Origin of the sequence: Streptomyces sp. NPDC001532 (assembly GCF_040298625.1) — a bacterium.
Classification (GTDB): domain Bacteria; phylum Actinomycetota; class Actinomycetes; order Streptomycetales; family Streptomycetaceae; genus Streptomyces.
The window spans coordinates 1-19,110 of the sequence record NZ_JBEPAL010000038.1 but is presented as its reverse complement, the minus strand read 5'-3'; the positions used below and the strand labels follow the sequence as shown (position 1 = coordinate 19,110).

The 19,110-nt window shown below is 73.4% G+C and carries 21 protein-coding genes; 11 read left to right on the top strand and 10 right to left on the bottom strand.

Annotation, left to right across the window (positions count from 1 at the left end):
- Positions 1-5 precede the first annotated feature (5 nt).
- The 3 genes from ABT232_RS28810 to zapE all read right to left on the bottom strand — a co-directional run bounded on the left by ABT232_RS28810 (position 6) and on the right by zapE (position 2,383).
- Entirely contained in the window at positions 6-587 is a 582-nt protein-coding gene (locus tag ABT232_RS28810) for a carbonic anhydrase (RefSeq protein WP_351845105.1), read from the bottom strand.
- Positions 588-666: 79 nt separating this feature from the next.
- Positions 667-1,074 (bottom strand): hypothetical protein, encoded by a 408-nt coding sequence (locus ABT232_RS28805; protein WP_351845103.1) that lies wholly within the window; start codon positions 1,072-1,074, stop codon positions 667-669.
- A gap of 172 nt (positions 1,075-1,246) precedes the next feature.
- Positions 1,247-2,383 (bottom strand): cell division protein ZapE, encoded by a 1,137-nt coding sequence (gene zapE, locus ABT232_RS28800; RefSeq protein WP_351845101.1) that lies wholly within the window; start codon positions 2,381-2,383, stop codon positions 1,247-1,249.
- A 155-nt stretch (positions 2,384-2,538) separates the two neighbouring features.
- Between zapE and ABT232_RS28795 the strand changes: the two genes are divergently transcribed.
- From ABT232_RS28795 to msrB, 4 genes are all read left to right on the top strand, one after another.
- A complete protein-coding gene (locus tag ABT232_RS28795) occupies positions 2,539-3,306 on the top strand; it encodes a pyrimidine reductase family protein (RefSeq protein WP_351845099.1) in 768 nt (255 codons plus the stop codon).
- 188 nt (positions 3,307-3,494) lie between these two features.
- Positions 3,495-3,968, top strand: a complete 474-nt coding sequence (locus ABT232_RS28790; RefSeq protein ID WP_351845097.1) for an indole-3-glycerol phosphate synthase — start codon at positions 3,495-3,497, stop codon at positions 3,966-3,968.
- A 120-nt stretch (positions 3,969-4,088) separates the two neighbouring features.
- The gene (gene murC, locus ABT232_RS28785) at positions 4,089-5,486 is read left to right on the top strand and encodes a UDP-N-acetylmuramate--L-alanine ligase (RefSeq protein WP_351845095.1); all 1,398 of its coding nucleotides are present in this window, start codon (positions 4,089-4,091) and stop codon (positions 5,484-5,486) included.
- Positions 5,487-5,499: 13 nt separating this feature from the next.
- A complete protein-coding gene (msrB, locus tag ABT232_RS28780) occupies positions 5,500-5,907 on the top strand; it encodes a peptide-methionine (R)-S-oxide reductase MsrB (RefSeq protein WP_351845093.1) in 408 nt (135 codons plus the stop codon).
- A gap of 84 nt (positions 5,908-5,991) precedes the next feature.
- Here msrB and ABT232_RS28775 read toward each other — a convergent pair whose 3' ends face one another.
- Positions 5,992-7,986: an alpha-glucuronidase gene (locus tag ABT232_RS28775; protein WP_351845091.1), complete on the bottom strand. Its 1,995-nt coding sequence runs from the start codon at positions 7,984-7,986 to the stop codon at positions 5,992-5,994.
- Between the two features lie 171 nt (positions 7,987-8,157).
- Here ABT232_RS28775 and ABT232_RS38495 point away from each other — a divergent pair, with 171 nt between their 5' ends.
- Positions 8,158-9,570, top strand: a complete 1,413-nt coding sequence (locus ABT232_RS38495) for a pectate lyase (protein WP_450871760.1) — start codon at positions 8,158-8,160, stop codon at positions 9,568-9,570.
- Here ABT232_RS38495 and ABT232_RS28760 read toward each other — a convergent pair.
- Together ABT232_RS28760 and ABT232_RS28755 are read right to left on the bottom strand one after the other, a co-directional pair.
- A complete protein-coding gene (locus tag ABT232_RS28760) occupies positions 9,561-10,961 on the bottom strand; it encodes a sensor histidine kinase (RefSeq protein WP_351845204.1) in 1,401 nt (466 codons plus the stop codon). The genes ABT232_RS38495 and ABT232_RS28760 overlap by 10 nt on opposite strands.
- Before the next feature lie 38 nt (positions 10,962-10,999).
- Positions 11,000-11,713 carry a response regulator transcription factor gene (locus tag ABT232_RS28755; protein WP_351845089.1) on the bottom strand — a complete coding sequence of 238 codons (714 nt, stop codon included), beginning with the start codon at positions 11,711-11,713 and terminating at the stop codon, positions 11,000-11,002.
- A 152-nt stretch (positions 11,714-11,865) separates the two neighbouring features.
- Between ABT232_RS28755 and ABT232_RS28750 the strand changes: the two genes are divergently transcribed.
- The 6 genes from ABT232_RS28750 (at position 11,866) to ABT232_RS28725 (ending at position 17,237) form a co-directional block, all read left to right on the top strand.
- Positions 11,866-13,203, top strand: coding sequence for a ferredoxin reductase family protein (locus tag ABT232_RS28750; protein ID WP_351845087.1), 1,338 nt, complete (start codon positions 11,866-11,868; stop codon positions 13,201-13,203).
- A 145-nt stretch (positions 13,204-13,348) separates the two neighbouring features.
- On the top strand, positions 13,349-13,786 hold the full coding sequence (locus tag ABT232_RS28745) for an FMN-binding protein (RefSeq protein ID WP_351845085.1): 438 nt from the start codon (positions 13,349-13,351) through the stop codon (positions 13,784-13,786).
- A gap of 2 nt (positions 13,787-13,788) precedes the next feature.
- Positions 13,789-14,520 carry an FAD:protein FMN transferase gene (locus tag ABT232_RS28740; protein ID WP_351845202.1) on the top strand — a complete coding sequence of 244 codons (732 nt, stop codon included), beginning with the start codon at positions 13,789-13,791 and terminating at the stop codon, positions 14,518-14,520.
- Positions 14,521-14,740: 220 nt separating this feature from the next.
- Positions 14,741-15,919: an ABC transporter ATP-binding protein gene (locus ABT232_RS28735; protein ID WP_351845200.1), complete on the top strand. Its 1,179-nt coding sequence runs from the start codon at positions 14,741-14,743 to the stop codon at positions 15,917-15,919.
- A complete protein-coding gene (locus ABT232_RS28730) occupies positions 15,916-16,569 on the top strand; it encodes an ABC transporter permease (protein WP_351845083.1) in 654 nt (217 codons plus the stop codon). The genes ABT232_RS28735 and ABT232_RS28730 overlap by 4 nt, the downstream gene beginning before the upstream one ends.
- Positions 16,566-17,237, top strand: a complete 672-nt coding sequence (locus ABT232_RS28725; RefSeq protein ID WP_351845081.1) for an ABC transporter permease — start codon at positions 16,566-16,568, stop codon at positions 17,235-17,237. The genes ABT232_RS28730 and ABT232_RS28725 overlap by 4 nt, the downstream gene beginning before the upstream one ends.
- Positions 17,238-17,314: 77 nt before the next feature.
- On the opposite strand, the gene ABT232_RS28720 is transcribed toward ABT232_RS28725, so the two are convergent.
- The 4 genes from ABT232_RS28720 to ABT232_RS28705 form a co-directional block, all read right to left on the bottom strand.
- Positions 17,315-17,917, bottom strand: a complete 603-nt coding sequence (locus ABT232_RS28720; protein WP_351845078.1) for a GTP-binding protein — start codon at positions 17,915-17,917, stop codon at positions 17,315-17,317.
- Positions 17,904-18,344: a DUF742 domain-containing protein gene (locus ABT232_RS28715; protein WP_351845076.1), complete on the bottom strand. Its 441-nt coding sequence runs from the start codon at positions 18,342-18,344 to the stop codon at positions 17,904-17,906. Before ABT232_RS28715 ends, ABT232_RS28720 begins: the two co-directional genes overlap by 14 nt.
- Before the next feature lie 38 nt (positions 18,345-18,382).
- Positions 18,383-18,859, bottom strand: coding sequence for a roadblock/LC7 domain-containing protein (locus tag ABT232_RS28710; protein WP_351845074.1), 477 nt, complete (start codon positions 18,857-18,859; stop codon positions 18,383-18,385).
- Positions 18,856-19,110 (bottom strand): hypothetical protein (locus ABT232_RS28705; RefSeq protein WP_351845072.1); only part of this gene is annotated, 255 nt, incomplete at its 5' end. The genes ABT232_RS28705 and ABT232_RS28710, both read right to left, overlap by 4 nt.

Below are 19,110 nucleotides of genomic sequence, written 5' to 3'. Positions count from 1 at the left end.
CGGGCTCACAGCGCCTCGAACGCGTCGGTGTCCGCGCGGTGTTCGCTGACCCGGCCGGTGTGCACCTCGTAGTACCAGCCGCGCAGCCGGAGCCGGCCGTCCGTCAGCCGGCGTTCGACGCACGGGTAGGAGCGCAGCCGCAGCAGCTGCGCCAGCACATGGTGGCGCACCGCGTCGGCGACCGTCGGGTCCGCCGGGTCGGCGGCCTTCGGCTCGTCGGCGGCGTGCGCCAGCCAGTCGCGGACGGCGGGCACGGCGGCGAGGTCGTCGCCGCGCACCAGCGCGCCGACGGCTCCGCAGTGGGAGTGCCCGCAGACCACGATGTCCGTCACGCCGAGGACCTCCACGGCGTACTCGATGGTGGCCGCCTCGCCGGTGGGAGTGCCGGAGGCGTAGGGGGGAACGATGTTGCCCGCGGTGCGCAGCTCGAACAGCTGGCCGGGGCGGGCCCCGGTGATCAGGGCCGGGACGACCCGGGAGTCGGAACAGGTGATGAAGAGGACCTCGGGTGACTGGCCTGCGGCGAGGCCGGCGAACTCCTCAGGGCGCTGTCCGAACGTGCGGGCGTTGTCGATGAGGGGCTGCATGGTGTGGTGATTCCTCCTGGCGCGCCGAAGGCGCGTCGGGCGTGCATGACAGAGGTGGGGGGGGGGAGGTGCTCTGCGCTCAGCAGCGGAAGACCTGGAGTGCGGCCGGAGAGTGGGCGGCCGAGGGTCTCGGCGCGCGGGCGTGCCCGGCGGGCACGCCCGCGTCGGGGCCGGCCCCCGGTGCTCGCTCGGGCTCCGGCAGCGGACGGGCGGCCGCCTCGGGCGCGGAGCGGGCGGTGCGGTGGCGGTCGCGGTGGGGCGGAGGACCGGTCGGGTCCCCGCAGGCGGGGGTGGCGCCGGCGTGGGGCGCGGCGGCCTCGGCGTACCCGGCGGGACCGGAGGGGATGATTCCGGTCGAAGTCTCGGCCTCGACATGACGAGGTGTGTACGCGTGTGCGAACGCCGGGGTGACGGCGGGCAGCGAGAGGGTGAGCAGGACGACGGCGAGGGCCGACAGAACGGTCCGGGCCGTCGTGCCTCGGAACATGACTTCCCTCCCGCTGCGCCCATGGCTCTAGTACCGACCAACGGTTGGTCAACGGCTGGTCAAGAAACACGTTAACCCTGCAAAGTTGTTTGCAGGGTTAACTGAGCGTTTCGAGCGGAAGAGAGCCCAAAAAGCGGGGGTCGGCTGGCCGGAACCAGCCCTTGATCTTGTGTCAGCCCGCTTCCACCAGGCGCCCGGCGTCGCGTGCCAGCGCGGTCAGCCGGGAGATCGCCCGGAAGTACTTCTTGCGGTAGCCGCCCTTCAGCATCTCCTCGCTGAACAGCTGGTCGAAGGGGAGCCCGGAGGCGAGCACCGGCACCTCGCGGTCGTAGAGCCGGTCCGCGAGGACCACCAGCCGCAGCGCGGTCGACTGGTCGGGCACCGGCCGCACACCGGTGAGGCAGACCGCCCCGAGCCCGTCGGTCAGGGCTCCGTAGCGGCTGGGGTGGACGCGGGCGAGGTGGTCCAGCAGGTCCGGGAAGCCGTCGAGGGAGGCGCCCTCGGTGGCGTACGCCGTCTTCGTCACCTGCTCGTCGGAGTACGGCGCCGGGGCCTGCGGCAGGCCGCGGTGCCGGTAGTCCTCGCCGTCGATGCGCAGGGCGCGGAAGTGGGCCGACAGACCCTGGATCTCGCGCAGGAAGTCCGCCGCCGCGAAGCGGCCCTCGCCGAGCTTGCCCGGCAGGGTGTTGGAGGTGGCGGCGAGGGCGACGCCGGCCTCGACCAGCTTGCCGAGCAGCGTCGACACCAGGACGGTGTCGCCGGGGTCGTCCAGCTCGAACTCGTCGATGCACAGCAGGCGGTGGCCGGACAGGGTCTTCACGGTCTGCTGGAAGCCCAGCGCGCCGACCAGGTTGGTCAGCTCCACGAAGGTGCCGAACGCCTTGAGCGACGGCTCGGCCGGCGTGGCGTGCCAGAGGGAGGCGAGCAGGTGGGTCTTGCCCACGCCGTAGCCGCCGTCGAGGTAGACACCGCGCGGGCCGGCCGGGGCCTTGGCCCTGCCGAAGCCGAGGAACCCGCGCTTCGGCGCGCCCGCGCCGCTCGCGTGCGCGCCGCCGAGGCCCGCCGCGAAGGACTCCAGGACCCGGACGGCCTCGGTCTGGCTGGGCTGGTTCGGGTCCGGGATGTAGGTGCCGAAGCGGACCGAGTCGAACCGGGGCGGGGGCACCATCTCGGCCACCAGACGGTCCGCGGGGACGTGCGGCTCACGGGCGCACAGCGAGAGAGGCGCCGCCGCGTCGGTCGCCGCCGCGTCGGCCGTGGGCGCGTCGGCTATCGGGGTGCGGTCGGCTGGGGAGGGGGAGGTGGACACGGTCATCCATGCTACGGGGTGGCCGCGGAGCGCCTGCGGGTCACCTGCGGGGCGCCGGAGGCGGTGGCCCGCGGCGGTCTCGCGGCGGGCCCGCGGCGGGCCGGTGGATGCGGGCAGAACGTTCGAATTCGGCCCCGCGTGGAACACTGCACCGCATGCGACGCCTGTTTCCTGTGGCCGGTCCGGCCGACGATCGTGAGTGGAGCCTCGCCGAGCTGGCGGAGGCCTATGCCTACCCCGCGCCGCGGCCGGGGGAGCCGGTGGCCTGGCTGCGGGCCAACATGGTGTCCACCCTGGACGGCGCCGCGCAGCACGACGGCCGCTCCCAGCCCATCTCCAGCGCCGCCGACATGCGGATCTTCGGCACCCTGCGCGCGCTGGCGGATGTGGTGGTCGTGGGTGCGGAAACGGTCCGCCAGGAGGGGTACCGGCCGGCCCGCGCGCGGGCCGAGTTCGCGGAGCTGCGGGAGGCGGCCGGGCAGGACCCGGCGCCCGCGATCGCGGTGGTGTCCGCGAGCCTGAACCTGGACTTCACGCTCCCGCTCTTCACCGAGCCGCTGGTGCCCACGCTCGTCCTGACCGGCGCCGCGGCGGCCCCGGACCGGATCGCCGCGGCCGAGAAGGCCGGCGTGCGGGTGGTGGTCGCCGGGGAAGGCGTCGGCGTGGAGCCCGCCCGCGCCGTGCGGGCCCTCACCGAGCTGGGGTACACCCGGCTGCTCACCGAGGGTGGCCCGCGGCTGCTGGGGCAGATGATCGCTGCCGGGGTGCTCGACGAGCTGTGTCTGACCGTCTCGCCGATGCTCACCGCGGGCGACGCGCAGCGGATCGCCGGCGGGCCGGGCGTGGCCGTGCCGCAGCAGTTCGCCCTGGCGTCGCTGCTGGAAGAGGCCGGGTTCCTGTTCTCCCGCTACCGTCGGTCATGAGTGCGGTGGAATGCGTCATTCCGTTTTAAGGGGAATCAAGTGGAGTCCGCCACTCCGGTTGGCTTCGGCTGGGCACACTAGGACTCGCGATACCCGTGCGATCACGGGGCAGGATGGTTTCGGCAGGGCCAGCCAGCGGCCCACGCAGGACAGAGGGCCCACCGCCCTCGAAGGGAAAGGGGCGCCTGGTGTTCACAAGCGTATTGATGATCGAGAAAGCCCTGACGTCCGCCGACGTGGAGTTCGTCACCACCTTGCACGGGGACGAGCCGGTCGGCTTCCACGTACTGCTCCAGCCGCGCGGCGAACAGGCGGACCGCCTGCTGCGCGCCATCGACGACCTCGCCCTCGGCGAGCTGGAGGAGGCCGCCCGCGAGAAGGAGACCCCGGAGGGGGCGGACGCGAGAACCGCCGGAGAGCAGGCGCTGGACGTGTCCCTGAGAGCGCTGCGCGCGGCCGGCAGCACGGCCGACGGGCGGCTCATCGAGGACCACCCGCTGGACGCCCTCAAGGCACTGGTCCAGGAGACCGGGGCGGACGAGGTGATCGTCCTGACCGACCCGCACTACGTCGAGGAGTTCTTCCACCGCGACTGGGCCTCCCGGGCCCGGCACCGGGTCGGCGTGCCCGTGCTCAAACTCTTCTCCCACAGCAAGGCATAGGCTTGGGCGGCGCCCCGCGGCAGCCGCCGCCGGGGCGCGCACCGACGTACCGACACCGACGTACCGCACGTACGGCACCTGCACCACGCAGCTCGTACCGCAGCTTGGGGAGAAGAACGCATGGCACCCGGCCTTCCTACCGCCATGGACCGACCGCACTTCATCGGCATCGGCGGCGCCGGAATGTCGGGCATCGCCAAGATCCTCGCCCAGCGCGGGGCCAAGGTGGCCGGCAGTGACGCCAAGGAGTCCGCGACCGCCGAGGCGCTGCGCGCGCTGGGCGCCACCGTGCACATCGGGCACGCCGCCGAGCACCTCGCCGACGATGCCAGCTGTGTCGTCGTCTCGTCCGCGATCCGCGCCGACAACCCCGAGCTGGCCCGCGCCGCCGAGCTGGGCATCCCGGTGGTGCACCGCTCCGACGCGCTGGCCGCGCTGATGGACGGCCTGCGTCCCATCGCGGTGGCCGGCACGCACGGCAAGACCACCACGACCTCGATGCTCGCGGTCTCCCTGTCCGCGCTGGGCCTCGACCCGTCCTACGCCATCGGCGGCGACCTGGACGCGCCCGGCTCCAACGCCCTGCACGGCGACGGCGAGATCTTCGTCGCCGAGGCGGACGAGAGCGACCGCAGCTTCCACAAGTACGCCCCCGAGGTCGCCATCGTCCTCAACGTCGAGCTCGACCACCACGCGAACTACGCCTCGATGGACGAGATCTACGAGTCCTTCGAGATCTTCGCGGGCAAGATCGTGCCCGGCGGCACCCTGGTGATCTCGGCGGACCACGAGGGCGCGCGCGAACTGACCCGCCGCCTCGCGGGCACCGTGCGGACCGTGACGTACGGCGAGTCGCCGGACGCCGACGTCCGCGTGCTGTCCGTCGTCCCGCAGGGCCTCAAGAGCGAGGTGACCGTCGAGCTGGACGGCACCCAGCTCACCTTCACCGTCTCCGTCCCCGGCCGCCACTACGCCCACAACGCGGTCGCCGCCCTCGCGGCCGGCGCCGCACTCGGCGTCCCCGCGGCCGAGCTGGCCCCGGCGCTGGCCGCCTACACCGGCGTCAAGCGGCGCCTCCAGCTGAAGGGCGAGGCGGCCGGCGTCCAGGTGATCGACTCCTACGCCCACCACCCCACCGAGATGACCGCCGACCTGGAGGCCATGCGCGCGGCGGCCGGCGACTCCCGCATCCTCGTCGTCTTCCAGCCGCACCTGTTCTCCCGCACCCAGGAGCTGGGCCGGGAGATGGGCCAGGCGCTGGCGCTGGCGGACGCCTCCGTGGTCCTCGACATCTACCCGGCCCGCGAGGACCCGATCCCCGGCGTCACCAGCGAGCTGATCATCGACGCGGCCCGCGCGGCGGGCGCCGACGTGACGGCCGTGCACGACAAGGCCGAGGTGCCGGACGTGATCGCGGGAATGACCCGCCCCGGCGATCTCGTTCTCACCATGGGCGCCGGCGATGTCACCGACCTCGGCCCGCGCATCCTGGACCACCTGTCGAGCCTGTCGAAGTGAGGGGCTGAAGCTCATGTCGTACGACGTCGAGAAGCCGGACGAGCAGTGGCGCGCGGAGCTGACGCCGGCCGAGTACGCCGTGCTGCGCCAGGCCGCGACCGAGCCCGCGTTCACCGGTGAGTACACCGACACCAAGACCAAGGGCGTCTACTCCTGCCGGGCCTGCGGCGCGGAACTGTTCACCTCGGAGACCAAGTTCGAGTCCCACTGCGGCTGGCCGAGCTTCTTCGACCCCAAGGACACCGACGCCGTCGAACTCATCGAGGACCGCTCCCACGGCATGCTGCGCACCGAGGTCCGCTGCGCCCGCTGCGGCTCCCACCTCGGACACGTCTTCGAGGGCGAGGGCTACCCGACACCCACGGACCAGCGCTACTGCATCAACAGCATCGCCCTGCGGCTGGCGACGGACGAGGGCTGACCGGGCGCGGGCCCGGACCGTCCGCCGGCGGTCGACGGTGACGCGCTCACCCTGGGCCCGTGGTGCGTTCTCGTGCCGCGGGCCTCAGTGGATCCGGCGGCCGTGCGCGTCCGGGACACCGGACTTGCGGAAGAAGTAGCTGTTGAGGTGGTCCCGCCACTCGCGGGCGCTGCGCAGCTGCTCCTCGTACCGTTCCGTCACGCGCGCGTGCCGCGCTGGCTCCACCAGGTCCGCCAGCGAGGCCCAGACCCGGCGGGCCTCCTCCACCTCCTCGACTCCCTCGAAGTGGGTGTCGTAGAGGTGCTGGATCACCGTCCTGCCGCTGTGCAGGACGTGGCCGTAGGGCACGTGGTGGAAGAACAGCAGCAGCTCGTCGGGGCAGGTGTCCGGGGACTCGTACCGCTCCGCCCAGGGCTCGGCGTACTGCGCGGCGTAGCCGGTGCCGGTGGAGCCGCTGCGGTCGACGCCGACGCCGTCGCGGTCCGCGAAGTGGTAGGTGCCCCAGGGGCTGTACTCGTAGCCGTCCACACTCGGCCCGTAGTGGTGCCCCGGCTGCACCATGAAGCCGACGCCGAGCGGGGCGGTGTACTTCTCGTACGTGAGCCAGGAGCCGCGCAGCACGCCGCGCAGCCCGTCGGCCAGCCGCCGCGGGGCGTCCGGGAAGGTGAGCCGGATCCAGTCGTCGAGGATCTCCGCGGGGTCCGCGTCCGGCCGCCAGGCCAGCCGGCCGAAGGTGTACAGGTTCGCCTGCGCCAGCGGATGCCCCGTCCAGAACGGGTCGTCGCCGACGTTGGAGACGGCGACCAGAGCGCCGGCCAGGTCGCCTACCCGGCGCGCCCCGTCCGGCCGGAACCGCAGCACCTCGCTCCACATCGGTCCCAGCCAGCACACGTGCCGCTGCTGCCCGGTGTACTCCTGCGTGGCCTGCACCTCCACCGCCAGCCGCGTCCGCGGCATCGCCCCGATCAGCGGCGACACGGGCTCGCGCACCTGGAAGTCCATCGGGCCGTGCTTCACCTGGAGCGTCACGTTGCCGGCGAACTGCCCGTCCAGCGGCGTGAAATGGTCGTACGCGGCCCGCGCCCGGTCCGTCGAGCGGTCCCGCCAGTCCTGGTGGTGGTCGTAGACGAACGCCCGCCAGTGGACGGTGCCGCCGTACGGGGCCAGCGCCTCGGCCAGCATGTTCGCGCCGTCGGCGTGGGTGCGGCCGTAGGCGAACGGGCCGGGGCGGCCCTCCGAGTCGGCCTTCACCACGTACCCGCCGAAGTCGGGTATCGCCGCGTGCACGCCGGCGGTCGCCCTGGCCCACCACGCGCGCACCCGCGCGTCCAGCGGATCGGCCGTGTCCAGTCCGCCGAGCACGACCGGCGCCGCGAAGGTCACCGACAGATGCGTCCGGATCCCGTACGCCCTGAACTCGTCCGCGATCTCGGCGACCTCGCCGATCCGGTCGGTGAGCAGCCGGGCCTCCTCGGCGTGCACGTTCACGTTGTTCACGGCCACCGCGTTGATCCCGCAGGCCGCGAGCAGCCGCCCGTACGCCCGGACGCGGTCCAGGTCGCGGCGCGGCTCGCCGTCCCGCCAGAACAGCGAGCCGCCCGCGTAACCGCGCTCCACCTGGCCCGTCACCGGGTGGACGGACACGTTGTCCCAGTGGTTCAGCATGCGCGGGCCGAGAGCCGGGCGGTGCGTGCGCCGCGTCCGGTCCCCGGCGAAGGCGTCCGGGCCGAGGCGTACGACGTGGAACAGGCCGTGGAGCAGGCCGTGCGGGTCGGCGGCGGTGACCGTGGTGCGGGCGTCCTGGCGCTCCAGTGCGTACCCCTCGGCGCCCAGCTCGTCCCGGCCGTCGGGCTCGGTGCGCAGCACCAGGTCGTACGAGGTCTCCGCGCGCCCGTCGTCCGCGCGGACCGCCTGCCCGCCGAACGTCGCGCAGGCCGCCGCCACCTCCCCGTACACCGTGTCGGCCAGCGGGCCGGTCGCCCGGACCAGCACGCGCCGGGAGCCCAGGGCACGGAACGCCTCCGCGGGCAGCCAGGCGGGATCCGGGGCGGCGTCCGGGGCGGGAACGGGTGCGGTCACTAGACCCCCTCGGGTGCGCGGTCGGCGCGGTCGGCGGGGCAAGTATCGCCCGGTCGGCACGGCCACGGGAGTGCGCCGCGGTTTTTCCGGAATCCCGGCAACCTCCGTACGCGCGGCGGCGACTGAGGGCTGGAACGGGGGTTCCGGTCGTTGTCGAACGAGAGTGAACACGTGAGCGAGAGAGCAGTCCCGCGCCGGTCCCGGCGCAGGCGGAGCGGGCGCCGCAGGAGCGTCCTGGTCGGTGTGCTGGCCATGGCACTGACCGGCGGAGCGGTCGTCACCGGCGTGCTGATGTCGGCGTCGGCGTCCGCGCCGGGCGCGGGAACCTACCGGCTGGTGAACGCCGCCGACGGCACCTGTCTGACCGCGCCCGGCACGGCCGGCGCCCAGATCGCGTCGGCGGCCTGTGACGGCGGTGCCGCGCAGGTGTGGCGACTGGCCGGCACCGACGGCGGGTTCACCGTCACCGGCGGCACGCTCTGCGCGGGCGTCAAGGACGACTCGGCGTCCGCCGGGAAGCCGGTGCAGCAGCAGGCCTGCGACGGCGGCGACGCCCAGGTCTGGAGCACGGCCGCGGTCGGGGAGGCGTACCACCTCGTCAACGCGGGCAGCGACAAGTGCCTGAACCTCAAGGGCGGGCTGGTCCAGCAGAACTCCTGCGACAAGGCGAGCAGCAAGAGCTGGACGCTGGAGGCGACCACCGCGGCCTCACCGCAGCCGACGGCGACGGCGTCGGCGAGCGTCAGCCCGTCGGCGTCGGCGTCGGCGTCGGCGAGCGTCAGTCCGTCCGCGTCCGCGTCGGCGTCGGCGAGCGTCAGTCCGTCCGCGTCCGCGTCGGCGTCGGCCACAGCGACCGCCGGCGCCGGCCCCTCGGCCACGGCGACCTCCGCGCTCGGTGCCTGGCCCACCCCGGCGGGTCAGCAGGCGGTGTCCGCCACCCTTGAGATCTCCGGCAGCTACGACGGCGGTCTCAAGCGCTACTACGGCTCCGGCGACCTCGGCAGCGACGGCCAGGACGAGAGCCAGGGCCCGCTGTTCGAACTCGCCGACGGGGCCGTGCTGAAGAACGTGGTGCTGGGTACCCCGGCCGCCGACGGCGTCCACTGCCTGGGCTCCTGCACCCTGCAGAACGTGTGGTGGGAGGACGTCGGCGAGGACGCCGCCAGCTTCAAGGGCACCTCGGCCTCGGCGACGTACCTCGTCACCGGCGGCGGCGCCAAGGGCGCGGACGACAAGGTCTTCCAGCACAACGGCGCCGGCACGGTGACCGTCCGGGACTTCCAGGTCGAGGACTTCGGCAAGCTGTACCGCTCCTGCGGCAACTGCAAGACGCAGTACAAGCGGTCCGTCGTCATCAGCGACGTGCGGGCGACCAGCCCGGGCAAGGTCCTCGTCGGCATCAACACCAACTACGGCGACACGGCGACGATCTCCGGGGTGACCCTCACCGGCAGCGCGGCCAAGAAGATCACCGTGTGCGAGCGGTTCCAGGGCAACAGCAGCGGTGCCGAGCCGACCTCGCTGGGCAGCGGCCCGGACGGCACGTACTGCCGCTACTCCGCCTCGGACGTCAGCTACGGCTGAACCGGCAGCCGGACGGTGAACTCCGTCCGGCCCGGTTCGCTGTCCGCCTCGATCGTGCCGCCGTGCGCCCGCACCAGCGAGCGCGCCACGGACAGGCCCAGGCCGCTGCCGCCGCGGTCGCGGCTGCGGGCCTTGTCCACGCGGTAGAAGCGGTCGAAGACCCGCTCCCGGTCGGCGGCGGGTATGCCGGGCCCGGCGTCGGTCACCCGCACCACGGCCGCCCCGGCCGTGACCGAGACCGCCACGCACACCTCGGTCCCGGCCGGGGTGTGCACGGCCGCGTTGGTGAGCAGGTTGTCCAGCACCTGCCGGATCCGCTGCGGATCGAGCCGCAGCCGCACCGGCCCGCCCGGGGTCCGCACGGTCAGCGGACGCTCCGGATGGCCCGCGCGGAACGCGTCGGCGGCCTGCTCCACCAGCTCCACCAGATCCGCCTCCCGGGGCCGCAGCGGCGTCTCGACCTCGGCCGCGTCGAGCCGGGCGAGCAGCAGCAGGTCGTCCAGCAGGAATCCCATCCGGGCGGCCTCCGCGCGCAGTCGCGCCAGATGCCTCGCGCGCTCCTCGGGCTCGTTGGCGGCCGCGTACTGGAACAGGTCCGCGTAGCCCCGCACCGACATCAGCGGGGTGCGCAGCTCGTGCGAGGCGTCGGCCACGAACCGGCGCAGCCGCTGCTCGGCCTCCGCGCGCACCGCCAGGGAGTCGTCGATGTGCTCCAGCATGGTGTTGAACGCCGTGCGCAGCTCCTCCACCTCGGGGCCGCCGCCGGCCCGCGGGGCGCGCAGCGGCAGCCGGGCCGCCGACTCGGACAGATCGTGCGAGGCGATGCCGTGCGCGGTGCGCGCCATGTCGCTGAGCGGCTTCAGCCCGCGCCGCAGCATCCGCCGGCCGAACACCACCAGTGCCAGCAGGGCCAGCGCGAACGCCACGACCTGCACGGTGATCAGCTGCCGCACGGTGTCGTCGATGTCGCCGGTGGGCGCGGCGCTCACCAGCACCACTCCGGGCTCGACCTCGCAGCCGCGCAGCTGGAAGGTGCCCTCGCCGTCGATCCTCGCCACTCGGGTGGCGGGGTCGGTGCCGTCGCGGACCATCGTCTCGGCGAGGCCGGCGAAGGCGCTGGTGTCGGCGGGCACGTCGGAGGGCCTGCGGAGCACCGCGTCGCCGTCCGACACGTCGTAGACCGCCGTGTACCAGCCGTAGTACGGCTTGCGCCGTACGGTGCCGTGCTCGGCGGCGTCCTTGGACTGCACGGTCTGCACCAGCCGCATCTGGTCGACGAGCTGCCGCTCCAGGTAGCTGCGCATGGAGGCGGTCAGGGCGGTGCCGACCACGGCGAACGCCACCAGCGACAGCGCGCCCAGGCCGAGCGCCAGCCGGGTGCCGAGCCGCATGCCGCGGCGGGTGTCGCGCAGCCTGGCGAGGGCTCGCCTCACGCGTCGGCCTGCCGGATCACATAGCCGAAGCCGCGCACGGTGTGGATGAGCGGGGCGGCGCCCGCGTCCGGGGCCGCCTCGCCGGCCCCGTCGAGTTTGCGGCGCAGCCGGCTGACGACCAGTTCGACGACGTTGGAACGGCCGCCGAAGCCGTACTCCCACACATGGTCGAGGATCTGCGCCTTGGTGAGGACGGTCGGCGACTTGCGCATCAGATAGCGCAGCACCTCGTACTCGGTCGGGGTCAGCGTCAGCGGGGTCCCGGCGCGCCGCACCTGCCGGGTGTCCTCGTCCATCGTCAGATCGCCGACCCGCAGCACCGACCGCTGGAACCCGGGCCCGGCGCTGCGCCGCAGCACGGTCCGCAGCCGGGCCATCAGTTCCTCCACCGCGAACGGCTTGACCAGGTAGTCGTCGCCGCCCCGGGTCAGCCCGGCCACCCGGTCGGCGACCCCGTCGCGGGCGGTGAGGAACACCACCGGCACCATCGTGCCCGTGCCGCGCAGCCGGTCCAGGACGGCGAACCCGTCCAGGTCCGGCAGCATCAGGTCGAGCACCACGATGTCGGGGTGGAACTCGGCGGCCCGGCGCAGCGCCTGCTCGCCGGTGTTCGCGGTGACCGCCTCCCAGCCCTCGTAGCGGGCGACCGTGGCGACGAGGTCGGCGATGGGCGGATCGTCGTCCACGACGAGGAGTCGTACTTTTTCCACCCGTTCATAGTGCGTGACGCACCCCTCGGCACCAGGCCCGCGGACGGCCCCGGGAGCGATCGATACACACTTGAAAGTTGTACGACAGGAAAATGACAGCTCCGGGCGGCGAAGCTCGGTGTCTCAAGGCCCCGAGCTAGGAGTTGCCCTCCGTGACGATCGTCCCGTCGCCTCCCCGTCCCCCCACGGCGATACGTCCCAAGGCGCTGGCGCGCACCGGCCTGTACGCCGTGCTCGCCGCCAACGTGGCCGTGGTCACCTGCTTCTTCGTGCAGGCCGGGTTCGCCTCCAACGCCCTGATCGTGCTGGGCCGGGCGGCCGGCCTGTACGGCGCGCTGCTCATGGCCTTCCAGCTGCTGCTGGTGGCCCGGCTGCCCTGGCTGGACCGCCGGATCGGCATGGACCGGCTGACCCTGTGGCACCGCCGGCTCGGCTTCTCGCTGCTGTGGACGCTGCTCGCGCACGCGGTGTTCATCACCTTCGGCTACGCCGACGCCTCCGGGATGGACCCGGTGAACCAGCTGGTGGACCTCGCCGAGACGGTCGAGGGCGTGCTGCGCTCGGTCGTCGCGCTCGTCCTGATCCTCGTGGTCGGCACCGTCTCGGCCCGGTTCGCCCGGCGCCGGCTGGCCTACGAGACCTGGCACTTCGTCCACCTGTACACCTACGTCGCGGTGGTCCTCGCCTTCTCCCACCAGGTCGCCGTGGGAACGACCTTCGTCGCCTCCGCCGCCGCCACCGCCTACTGGTGGACCCTGTGGGGTGCCGCGCTCGGCTCGGTGCTCGTGGGTCGCGTGGTGCTGCCGCTGTGGCGGAACCTGCGTCACCGGTTGCGGGTCTCGGCCGTCGTCCCCGAGAACGACGACGTCGTCTCCGTCCACATCACCGGCCGCGACCTCGACCGGCTGCCCGTCCGCGCGGGCCAGTTCTTCATCTGGCGGTTCCTGACCCGGGACCGCTGGTGGCAGGCCAACCCGTTCTCGCTGTCCGCCGCGCCCGACGGCCGGTCCCTGCGGCTGACCGTGAAGGCGGCCGGCGACGGCAGCGCCGCCCTGCGTCATCTGCGCGTGGGCACCCGGGTGTTCGCGGAGGGCCCCTACGGCGCGTTCACCACCCTGCACCGCACCCGTCCCGACGCCGTGCTGATCGCGGGCGGGGTCGGCGTCACACCGATCCGGGCGCTGCTGGAGGACCTGGAGGGCCATGCCGTCGTCATCCACCGGGTGGCCACCGAGCGGGATGCCGTGCTCCACGACGAACTGCGCGAGCTGGCCGGGGCCAAGGGCGCCGAGCTGTATCTGGTCACCGGCCCCGTCACCCCCGACAAGCTGGCCCCGGCCGAACTAACCCGGCTGGTGCCGGACATCGCCGACCGGGACGTCTACCTCTGCGGGCCGCCCGGCATGACCGCCGCGGTCCGGCGCAGCCTGCGCGAGCTGGGCGTGCCGGGGCCGCAGATCCACTTCGAGCGCTTCAGCCTCGCCGGATGACCGGCACGGCGGGAGCGGCGGAAACGCCGGGAGCGGCGGGAGCGGCGGGAGCGGCGGGAGCGGCGGTGATGACGGGAACGACGGGCGCGACCGGAACGACCGGAACGACCGGAACGACCGGAACGAAGGGAACGAGGGAAACACCGTGAAGCGAGCACTGCCTGTCCTGGTCCTGACCGTCGCCGGGCTGATCCCCGTCTGGCGGTACGCGCCCTCCCAGGAGCCCGCGTCCACCGGCGAGACGGCGACCGGCCCCGCGCGTCCCGCCCCCTCCGGCACCTCCTCCACCGCGCCCCCCGGCACGTCCTCCGGCGCGGCCGGCTCCGATGTCGTAGCGGGTCCGACCGTCGCCACCGAGAAGGGCGACGTCCAGGTCGAGGTGACGGTCGACGGCGACCGGATCGCCTCGGTGCGGATGCTGAAGCAGCCGAACCATCCGCAGACGACGGCGGCGGTGCCGACGCTGATCGAGGAGACGCTCCGGGCGCAGAGCGCGGACGTCGACACGGTGTCCGGGGCGACCGTCACCAGCGAGGGCTACAAGGAGTCGTTGCAGGCCGCGCTCGACGCCAGGGGGGTGTGACCGTGCGGCGCGTCGAGCACGTCATGGGCTTCCCCGTCTCGCTCCGGATCGACGACACCCATGTCCCCGAGGGAGCGGCGGACGACGTCTTCGCCTGGCTGCGCGAGGCCGACGCGCGGTTCAGCCCGTTCCGGGCCGACAGCGAGGTGTCCCGCCTGGACCGGGACGAGATCGCGCCGGACGAGGTCGGTCCGGACCTCGCCGAGGTGCTGGCCATCGGCGAGCGGTACCGGATCGCCACCGGCGGCGCCTTCGACGTACGCCCGCCCGGCCGCCGACTCGACCCGTGCGCGGTGGTCAAGGGCTGGGCCGTGCAGCGCGCCGCGGACCGGCTGACGGCCGCCGGGGTCCGGCGCTTCTGCCTCAACGCCGGAGGAGACGTGGTCGTCGCGGGCGGCCCCTGGCGGGTGGGCGTACGGCATCCCGAGCACGCCGGCCAGGTGTGCGCGGTGCTGGAGCTCACCGACGGCGCGGTCGCCACCTCCGGCCGCTACGAACGCGGCGAGCACATCCTCGACGCCCGCACCGGCCGCCCCGCGACCGGCCTCCTCGGCGTCACCGTCCTCGCCCCCACCCTCACCGAGGCCGACGTCGTCGCCACCGCCGCCTTCGCCCTGGGCCCCGACGGCGTGGCCTGGGCGGCGGCACAGGACGGCTGCGAGGTGTACGCCGTCGGCGCCGACCGCCGGGTGCGGCGCACCGCGGGGGTGCCGCTGGCACGGGCGGCGGCGTGAGCCCCGCCCGCCGTAACGCCGTAACGCCGTGCCGCCGTAACGCCGCGCCGCCGTGCCGCTGCGACGGCCCCGCGCCGCCGCAACGGCCCCGCGGGCTGCGGGAATCGGTCGTGGTGTGTTGGTCCGGTAGTCACACAAGCGGTCTAGACTCGGTCCGCAACGGCCCGCTGCCCGGCGCGAGCGCACCAGCGACTGCCAGACCCGAAGGGTGTTCGGCGTTTTGATACGGATAGATTCAGTCACCAAGCGGTACCCGGACGGCACGGTGGCGGTCGACCGGCTGTCCCTGGAGATACCGGACCGGTCGATCACGGTCCTGGTGGGACCGTCGGGCTGCGGCAAGACGACCACCCTGCGGATGATCAACCGCATGGTCGAGCCCAGCGAGGGGACCATCCACCTCGACGGCACCGACATCCGGCAGCAGCCCGTCAACGACCTGCGCCGCTCCATGGGTTACGTCATCCAGAACGCCGGGCTCTTCCAGCACCGCACGATCGTCGACAACATCGCCACCGTCCCCCGGCTGCTCGGCTGGCGCAAGGAGAAGGCCCGCGCCCGCGCCCGGGAACTGATGGAGCGGGTCGGTCTCGACGCCTCCCTCGCCCGGCGCTACCCGTACCAGCTCTCCGGCGGTCAGCAGCAACGCGTCGGCGTGGCACGGGCGTTGGCCGCCGACCCGCCGGTCCTCCTCATGGACGAGCCGTTCTCCGCCGTCGACCCCGTCGTCCGCAAGGGCCTCCAGGACGAACTGCTGCGCCTGCAGGACGAGTTGGGCAAGACGATCGTCTTCGTCACCCATGACATCGACGAGGCCGTCAAGCTCGGCACGATGGTCGCCGTCCTGCGCACCGGCGGCCGGCTCGCCCAGTTCGCGCCCCCCGCCGACCTGCTGACCGACCCCGCCGACCCGTTCGTCGAGGACTTCCTCGGCGCCGACCGCGGCATCCGGCGGCTGTCCTTCTTCTCCTCCGCCGGGCTGGAACTGCTGACCACGCCGATCGTCGCCGTCGACGCCACCGCCGAACAGCTCGCCGCCCGCCGCAGCCCCGACACCCCCTACCTCCTCGTCACGGACCTCGACGGCCGGCCCCTGGGCTGGGGCGAGCCGGACGAGCTGACCGCCGGCGACATCCGGCCGGAGCGCCTGCTGCCGTGCGGGCGGCCGTTCACCGCCGGCGCGGACTCGCTGCGCGCCGCCCTGGACTGCGCGGTGCTGTCACCCACCGGCTGGGCGGTCGCCGTGGACGGCGAGGGCCGGGCGGCCGGAGTCGTCTCGCAGCAGACCATCGGCGAGGCCGTCCGCGGCGCCCACGCGCGACGCCGCCGGGACGGCGAGACCCCGCGGCAGCCGGGTACGACCGGGAAGGCGGGCCAGGCCGAGAAGGTCGCGCGATGAACGCCCTGTTCGACATGCCCAGCGACCTCCAGCACAGCTATCTCGGCCTGGTCGCCCTGCATCTGCGCATCGCGCTGGTCCCGGTGCTCGCCGGGCTGCTGGTGGCGCTGCCCGTCGCCCAGCTGTGCGTGCGGCTGCGCTGGCTGTACCCGCCGGTGCTGGGGGTGACGACCGTGCTCTACGCGATCCCGTCGCTCGCCTTCTTCGTCGTCCTCATCGACTACACCGGCATGAGCGAGATCACCGTGATGATCCCGCTGGCCGTCTACAGCCTCGTGGTGTTCGTCCCGGCGATCGTGGACGGCGTCCGCTCCGTGCCGCGCGAGACCCTGGACGCCGCCACCGCCATGGGCTTCGGGCCCGTCCGCCGCTACCTCCAGGTCCAGCTGCCGATCGCGGCGCCCGCGATCATCGCCGGGCTGCGGGTGGCGTCGGTGTCCAGCATCTCCCTGGTCAGCGTCGGCATGCTGATCGGCAACCAGGGAGCCCTCGGCAACCTGCTGAACAGCGGCATGATCTACAACCAGCCGCGCCTGGTGTGGCTGTCGGTCGTCGGCACGGCCGTCCTCGCCATCCTCGTCGACGCCGTGCTGATCCTCCTGCGGGTGCTGGTGACACCCTGGATGTCCCCGAAGGGTGCCGCCCGGTGAACGTACTGAACTTCGTCGACGCCTTCTTCAGCGACGGCGCCCACTGGCACGGCTACGACGGCATCCCGACCCGCCTCCTCGAACACCTGCGGTACACCCTGATGGCGCTCGGTGTCGCCGCCGCCGTCGGACTGCCGATCGGCCTGCTCACCGGCCACACCGGGCGCGGCGGCAACGCCCTCGCCCTCATCGCCACCGCGGCCCGCGCGCTGCCCAGCTTCGGCCTGATGGTGCTGATGTTCATCACCCTCGGACTGGGACTCGCGCCCGTGATGATCCCGCTGGTGGTGCTCGCCGTCCCGCCGATCCTCGTCACCACCTACGAGGCGGTCCGCTCCGTCGACCCCGCGCCGGTGGACGCCGCCCGGGGCATGGGCATGCGTGAGCCGGAGGTGCTGTTCCGGGTCGAACTCCCGGTCGCGCTGCCGCTGATCCTCAGCGGACTGCGCTCGGCGGCCATCCAGATCGTCTCCACCGCCACCATCGCCGCGTACGTCAGCTTCGGCGGTCTCGGCCGGTACATCGTCGACGGCCTCTACCAGCGCGACTACGAGAAGGTGGTGGGCGGCGCCACCCTGGTCGCCGCGATGGCTCTCGCCACGCTCGCGCTGTTCTGGGCGGTCGGCCGCCTCGCGGTGTCGCGCGGGGTGCGCGGCGGCGGCGCCTGACGTCCGGGCCTCAGCCTCCGGTCCGGTCCGGGCTTCAGCCTCCGGTCCGGTCCGGGCTGCAGCGTCCGGTCCGGGCTTCAGCCCTCGGTCCGCGCCAGCGCCAGCTCCAGCACCACCAGCAGCGCGTCCCGGACCGAACCGCGCTCCCGGGCGTCGAAGACGACGACCGGGACGCGGTCGGTGACGTCCAGCGCCCAGCGGACCTCGTCCAGCGCGTGCTCGACCCGCCCGTCGAAGGCGTTGACCGCCACCGCGAACGGGATCCGCTTGTGCTCGAAGTAGTCGACCGCCGCGTAGCAGTCGTCGAGACGGCGGGTGTCGACGATGACGAGCGCGCCGACCGCGCCCTCGACGATGTCGTCCCACATGAACCCGAACCGGTCCTGCCCGGGCGTGCCGAACAGGTACAGCTTCAGCGTCGGGTCGATGGTCAGGCAGCCGAAGTCCATCGCCACCGTCGTCGTGGTCTTGCGCGGGGTGTGCGTCAGATCGTCCACGCCCGCCGCCACCTCGGTGATCGCGGCCTCCGTCGTCAGCGGCTCGATCTCGGAGATCGCGCCCACCGCGGTGGTCTTGCCCACCCCGAAACCACCCGCGATCACCATCTTCACCGGCAGCGGCGGCCGGACGGAGGTCCGCGTGGCGGCGCCGTGCGGGACGGCGGGCTCAGTCGGTGTCACGGAGTACCCCTCGGGAGTCGGGGATGGCCCGCAGGCCATCGATAACCCTGCGCAGGACGGACGCGTCATGGGTGGCGGCCGCGTTCGGCACGTGCACCGCCAGATGCCCGGCCGCCCGCAGATCCTCGGCGAGCACCCGGACCACGTTGAGATGCAGCCGCAGCCGGGCCGCGATCTCCGCGATGGACTGCGGCCGCGCGCACACGGCGACGATGTCGTGCCGCTCGAAGGAGAGCCGGCCGAGCGCGTCGAGCCCCGGCGCGGTGGCGATCACCTGGGTCTCCACCGGAATCGGCCGCTCCGCCGCGGCCTCGCCCGCGCCCGCGACCCGGCCCGCGGTGACCAGGAACGGGCGTACGGCGGGGGCGTGCGCGACCGGGACCGGCTCCTCGTCCGGGCCCGGGACCGGCGGGAAGCCGTCCGCCATGGGTGGTCTCTTCCTCTCTCGACCGGCCGGAGGACCGGTCAGCCCGTCGACGCGACGCCGACGCTGTTCTTCAGTTCCAGCACCAGCTGCGGGCTGAGCGCGGCACCGGCGCGGTTGGCGAACAACGTCATCTCGTACGCGATGTTGCCCAGCTTGGCCTCCTTGTCGGCGACCACGCCGAGCACGGCGCCGCTGCCGATCGCGGAGACCAGGACATGGCCGCCCTCCAGGTCGATGATGACCTTGTTGAGCGCGCCCAGTCCGTAGTTGCCGGAGGCGCCGGCGGCCAGGCTGGTCAGGCCGGAGACGATCGCCGCCAGCCGTTCCGAGTGGGCCCGCTCGCGCAACTGGGCCACCGCGATGAGCAGTCCGTCGGAGGACACCGCGATGGCGTCCACGACACCGGCGGTCTCGGTCGCGAAGCGGTTCAGCAGCCAGGTGAAGTCGGCTGCGGCGGCCCGCAGGTCGTCCGGTGCGGTGTCTCCGGCGGGAGTGCCACCTGTCTGCGTGCTCAACTCTCCGCTCCTTCCGGGGGGTAGGGCTGGGGGTGCGGTTCGGGGGACTCGGGTGCGGTTCGGGGGCCGGCGCTGTCACGGTGGGCGCGTTCCACGGCCGCCTCGAACTCCTCCAGCGCGTCGCGGACGGCCTCCGCGTCGGCCGGCTGCGGCGCACGGGCGGCCTGCCGGTCGGCGTCGGCACCGAGCGTGGTCCGCAGCGTCGCGCCGCGGACCCGCCGCCGCAGCGGCCGGGCACCGCCGACGGCGGG

Bases quoted from the DNA above. Each gene is read 5' to 3' on its own strand.
- ABT232_RS28810 (WP_351845105.1), bottom strand. From the start codon at position 587: ATGCAGCCCCTCATCGACAACGCCCGCACGTTCGGACAGCGCCCTGAG.
- ABT232_RS28805 (WP_351845103.1), bottom strand. From the start codon at position 1,074: ATGTTCCGAGGCACGACGGCCCGGACCGTTCTGTCGGCCCTCGCCGTC.
- ABT232_RS28795 (WP_351845099.1), top strand. From the start codon at position 2,539: ATGCGACGCCTGTTTCCTGTGGCCGGTCCGGCCGACGATCGTGAGTGG.
- murC (WP_351845095.1), top strand. From the start codon at position 4,089: ATGGCACCCGGCCTTCCTACCGCCATGGACCGACCGCACTTCATCGGC.
- msrB (WP_351845093.1), top strand. From the start codon at position 5,500: ATGTCGTACGACGTCGAGAAGCCGGACGAGCAGTGGCGCGCGGAGCTG.
- ABT232_RS28760 (WP_351845204.1), bottom strand. From the start codon at position 10,961: ATGCGGCTCGGCACCCGGCTGGCGCTCGGCCTGGGCGCGCTGTCGCTG.
- ABT232_RS28730 (WP_351845083.1), top strand. From the start codon at position 15,916: ATGAACGCCCTGTTCGACATGCCCAGCGACCTCCAGCACAGCTATCTC.
- ABT232_RS28715 (WP_351845076.1), bottom strand. From the start codon at position 18,344: ATGGCGGACGGCTTCCCGCCGGTCCCGGGCCCGGACGAGGAGCCGGTC.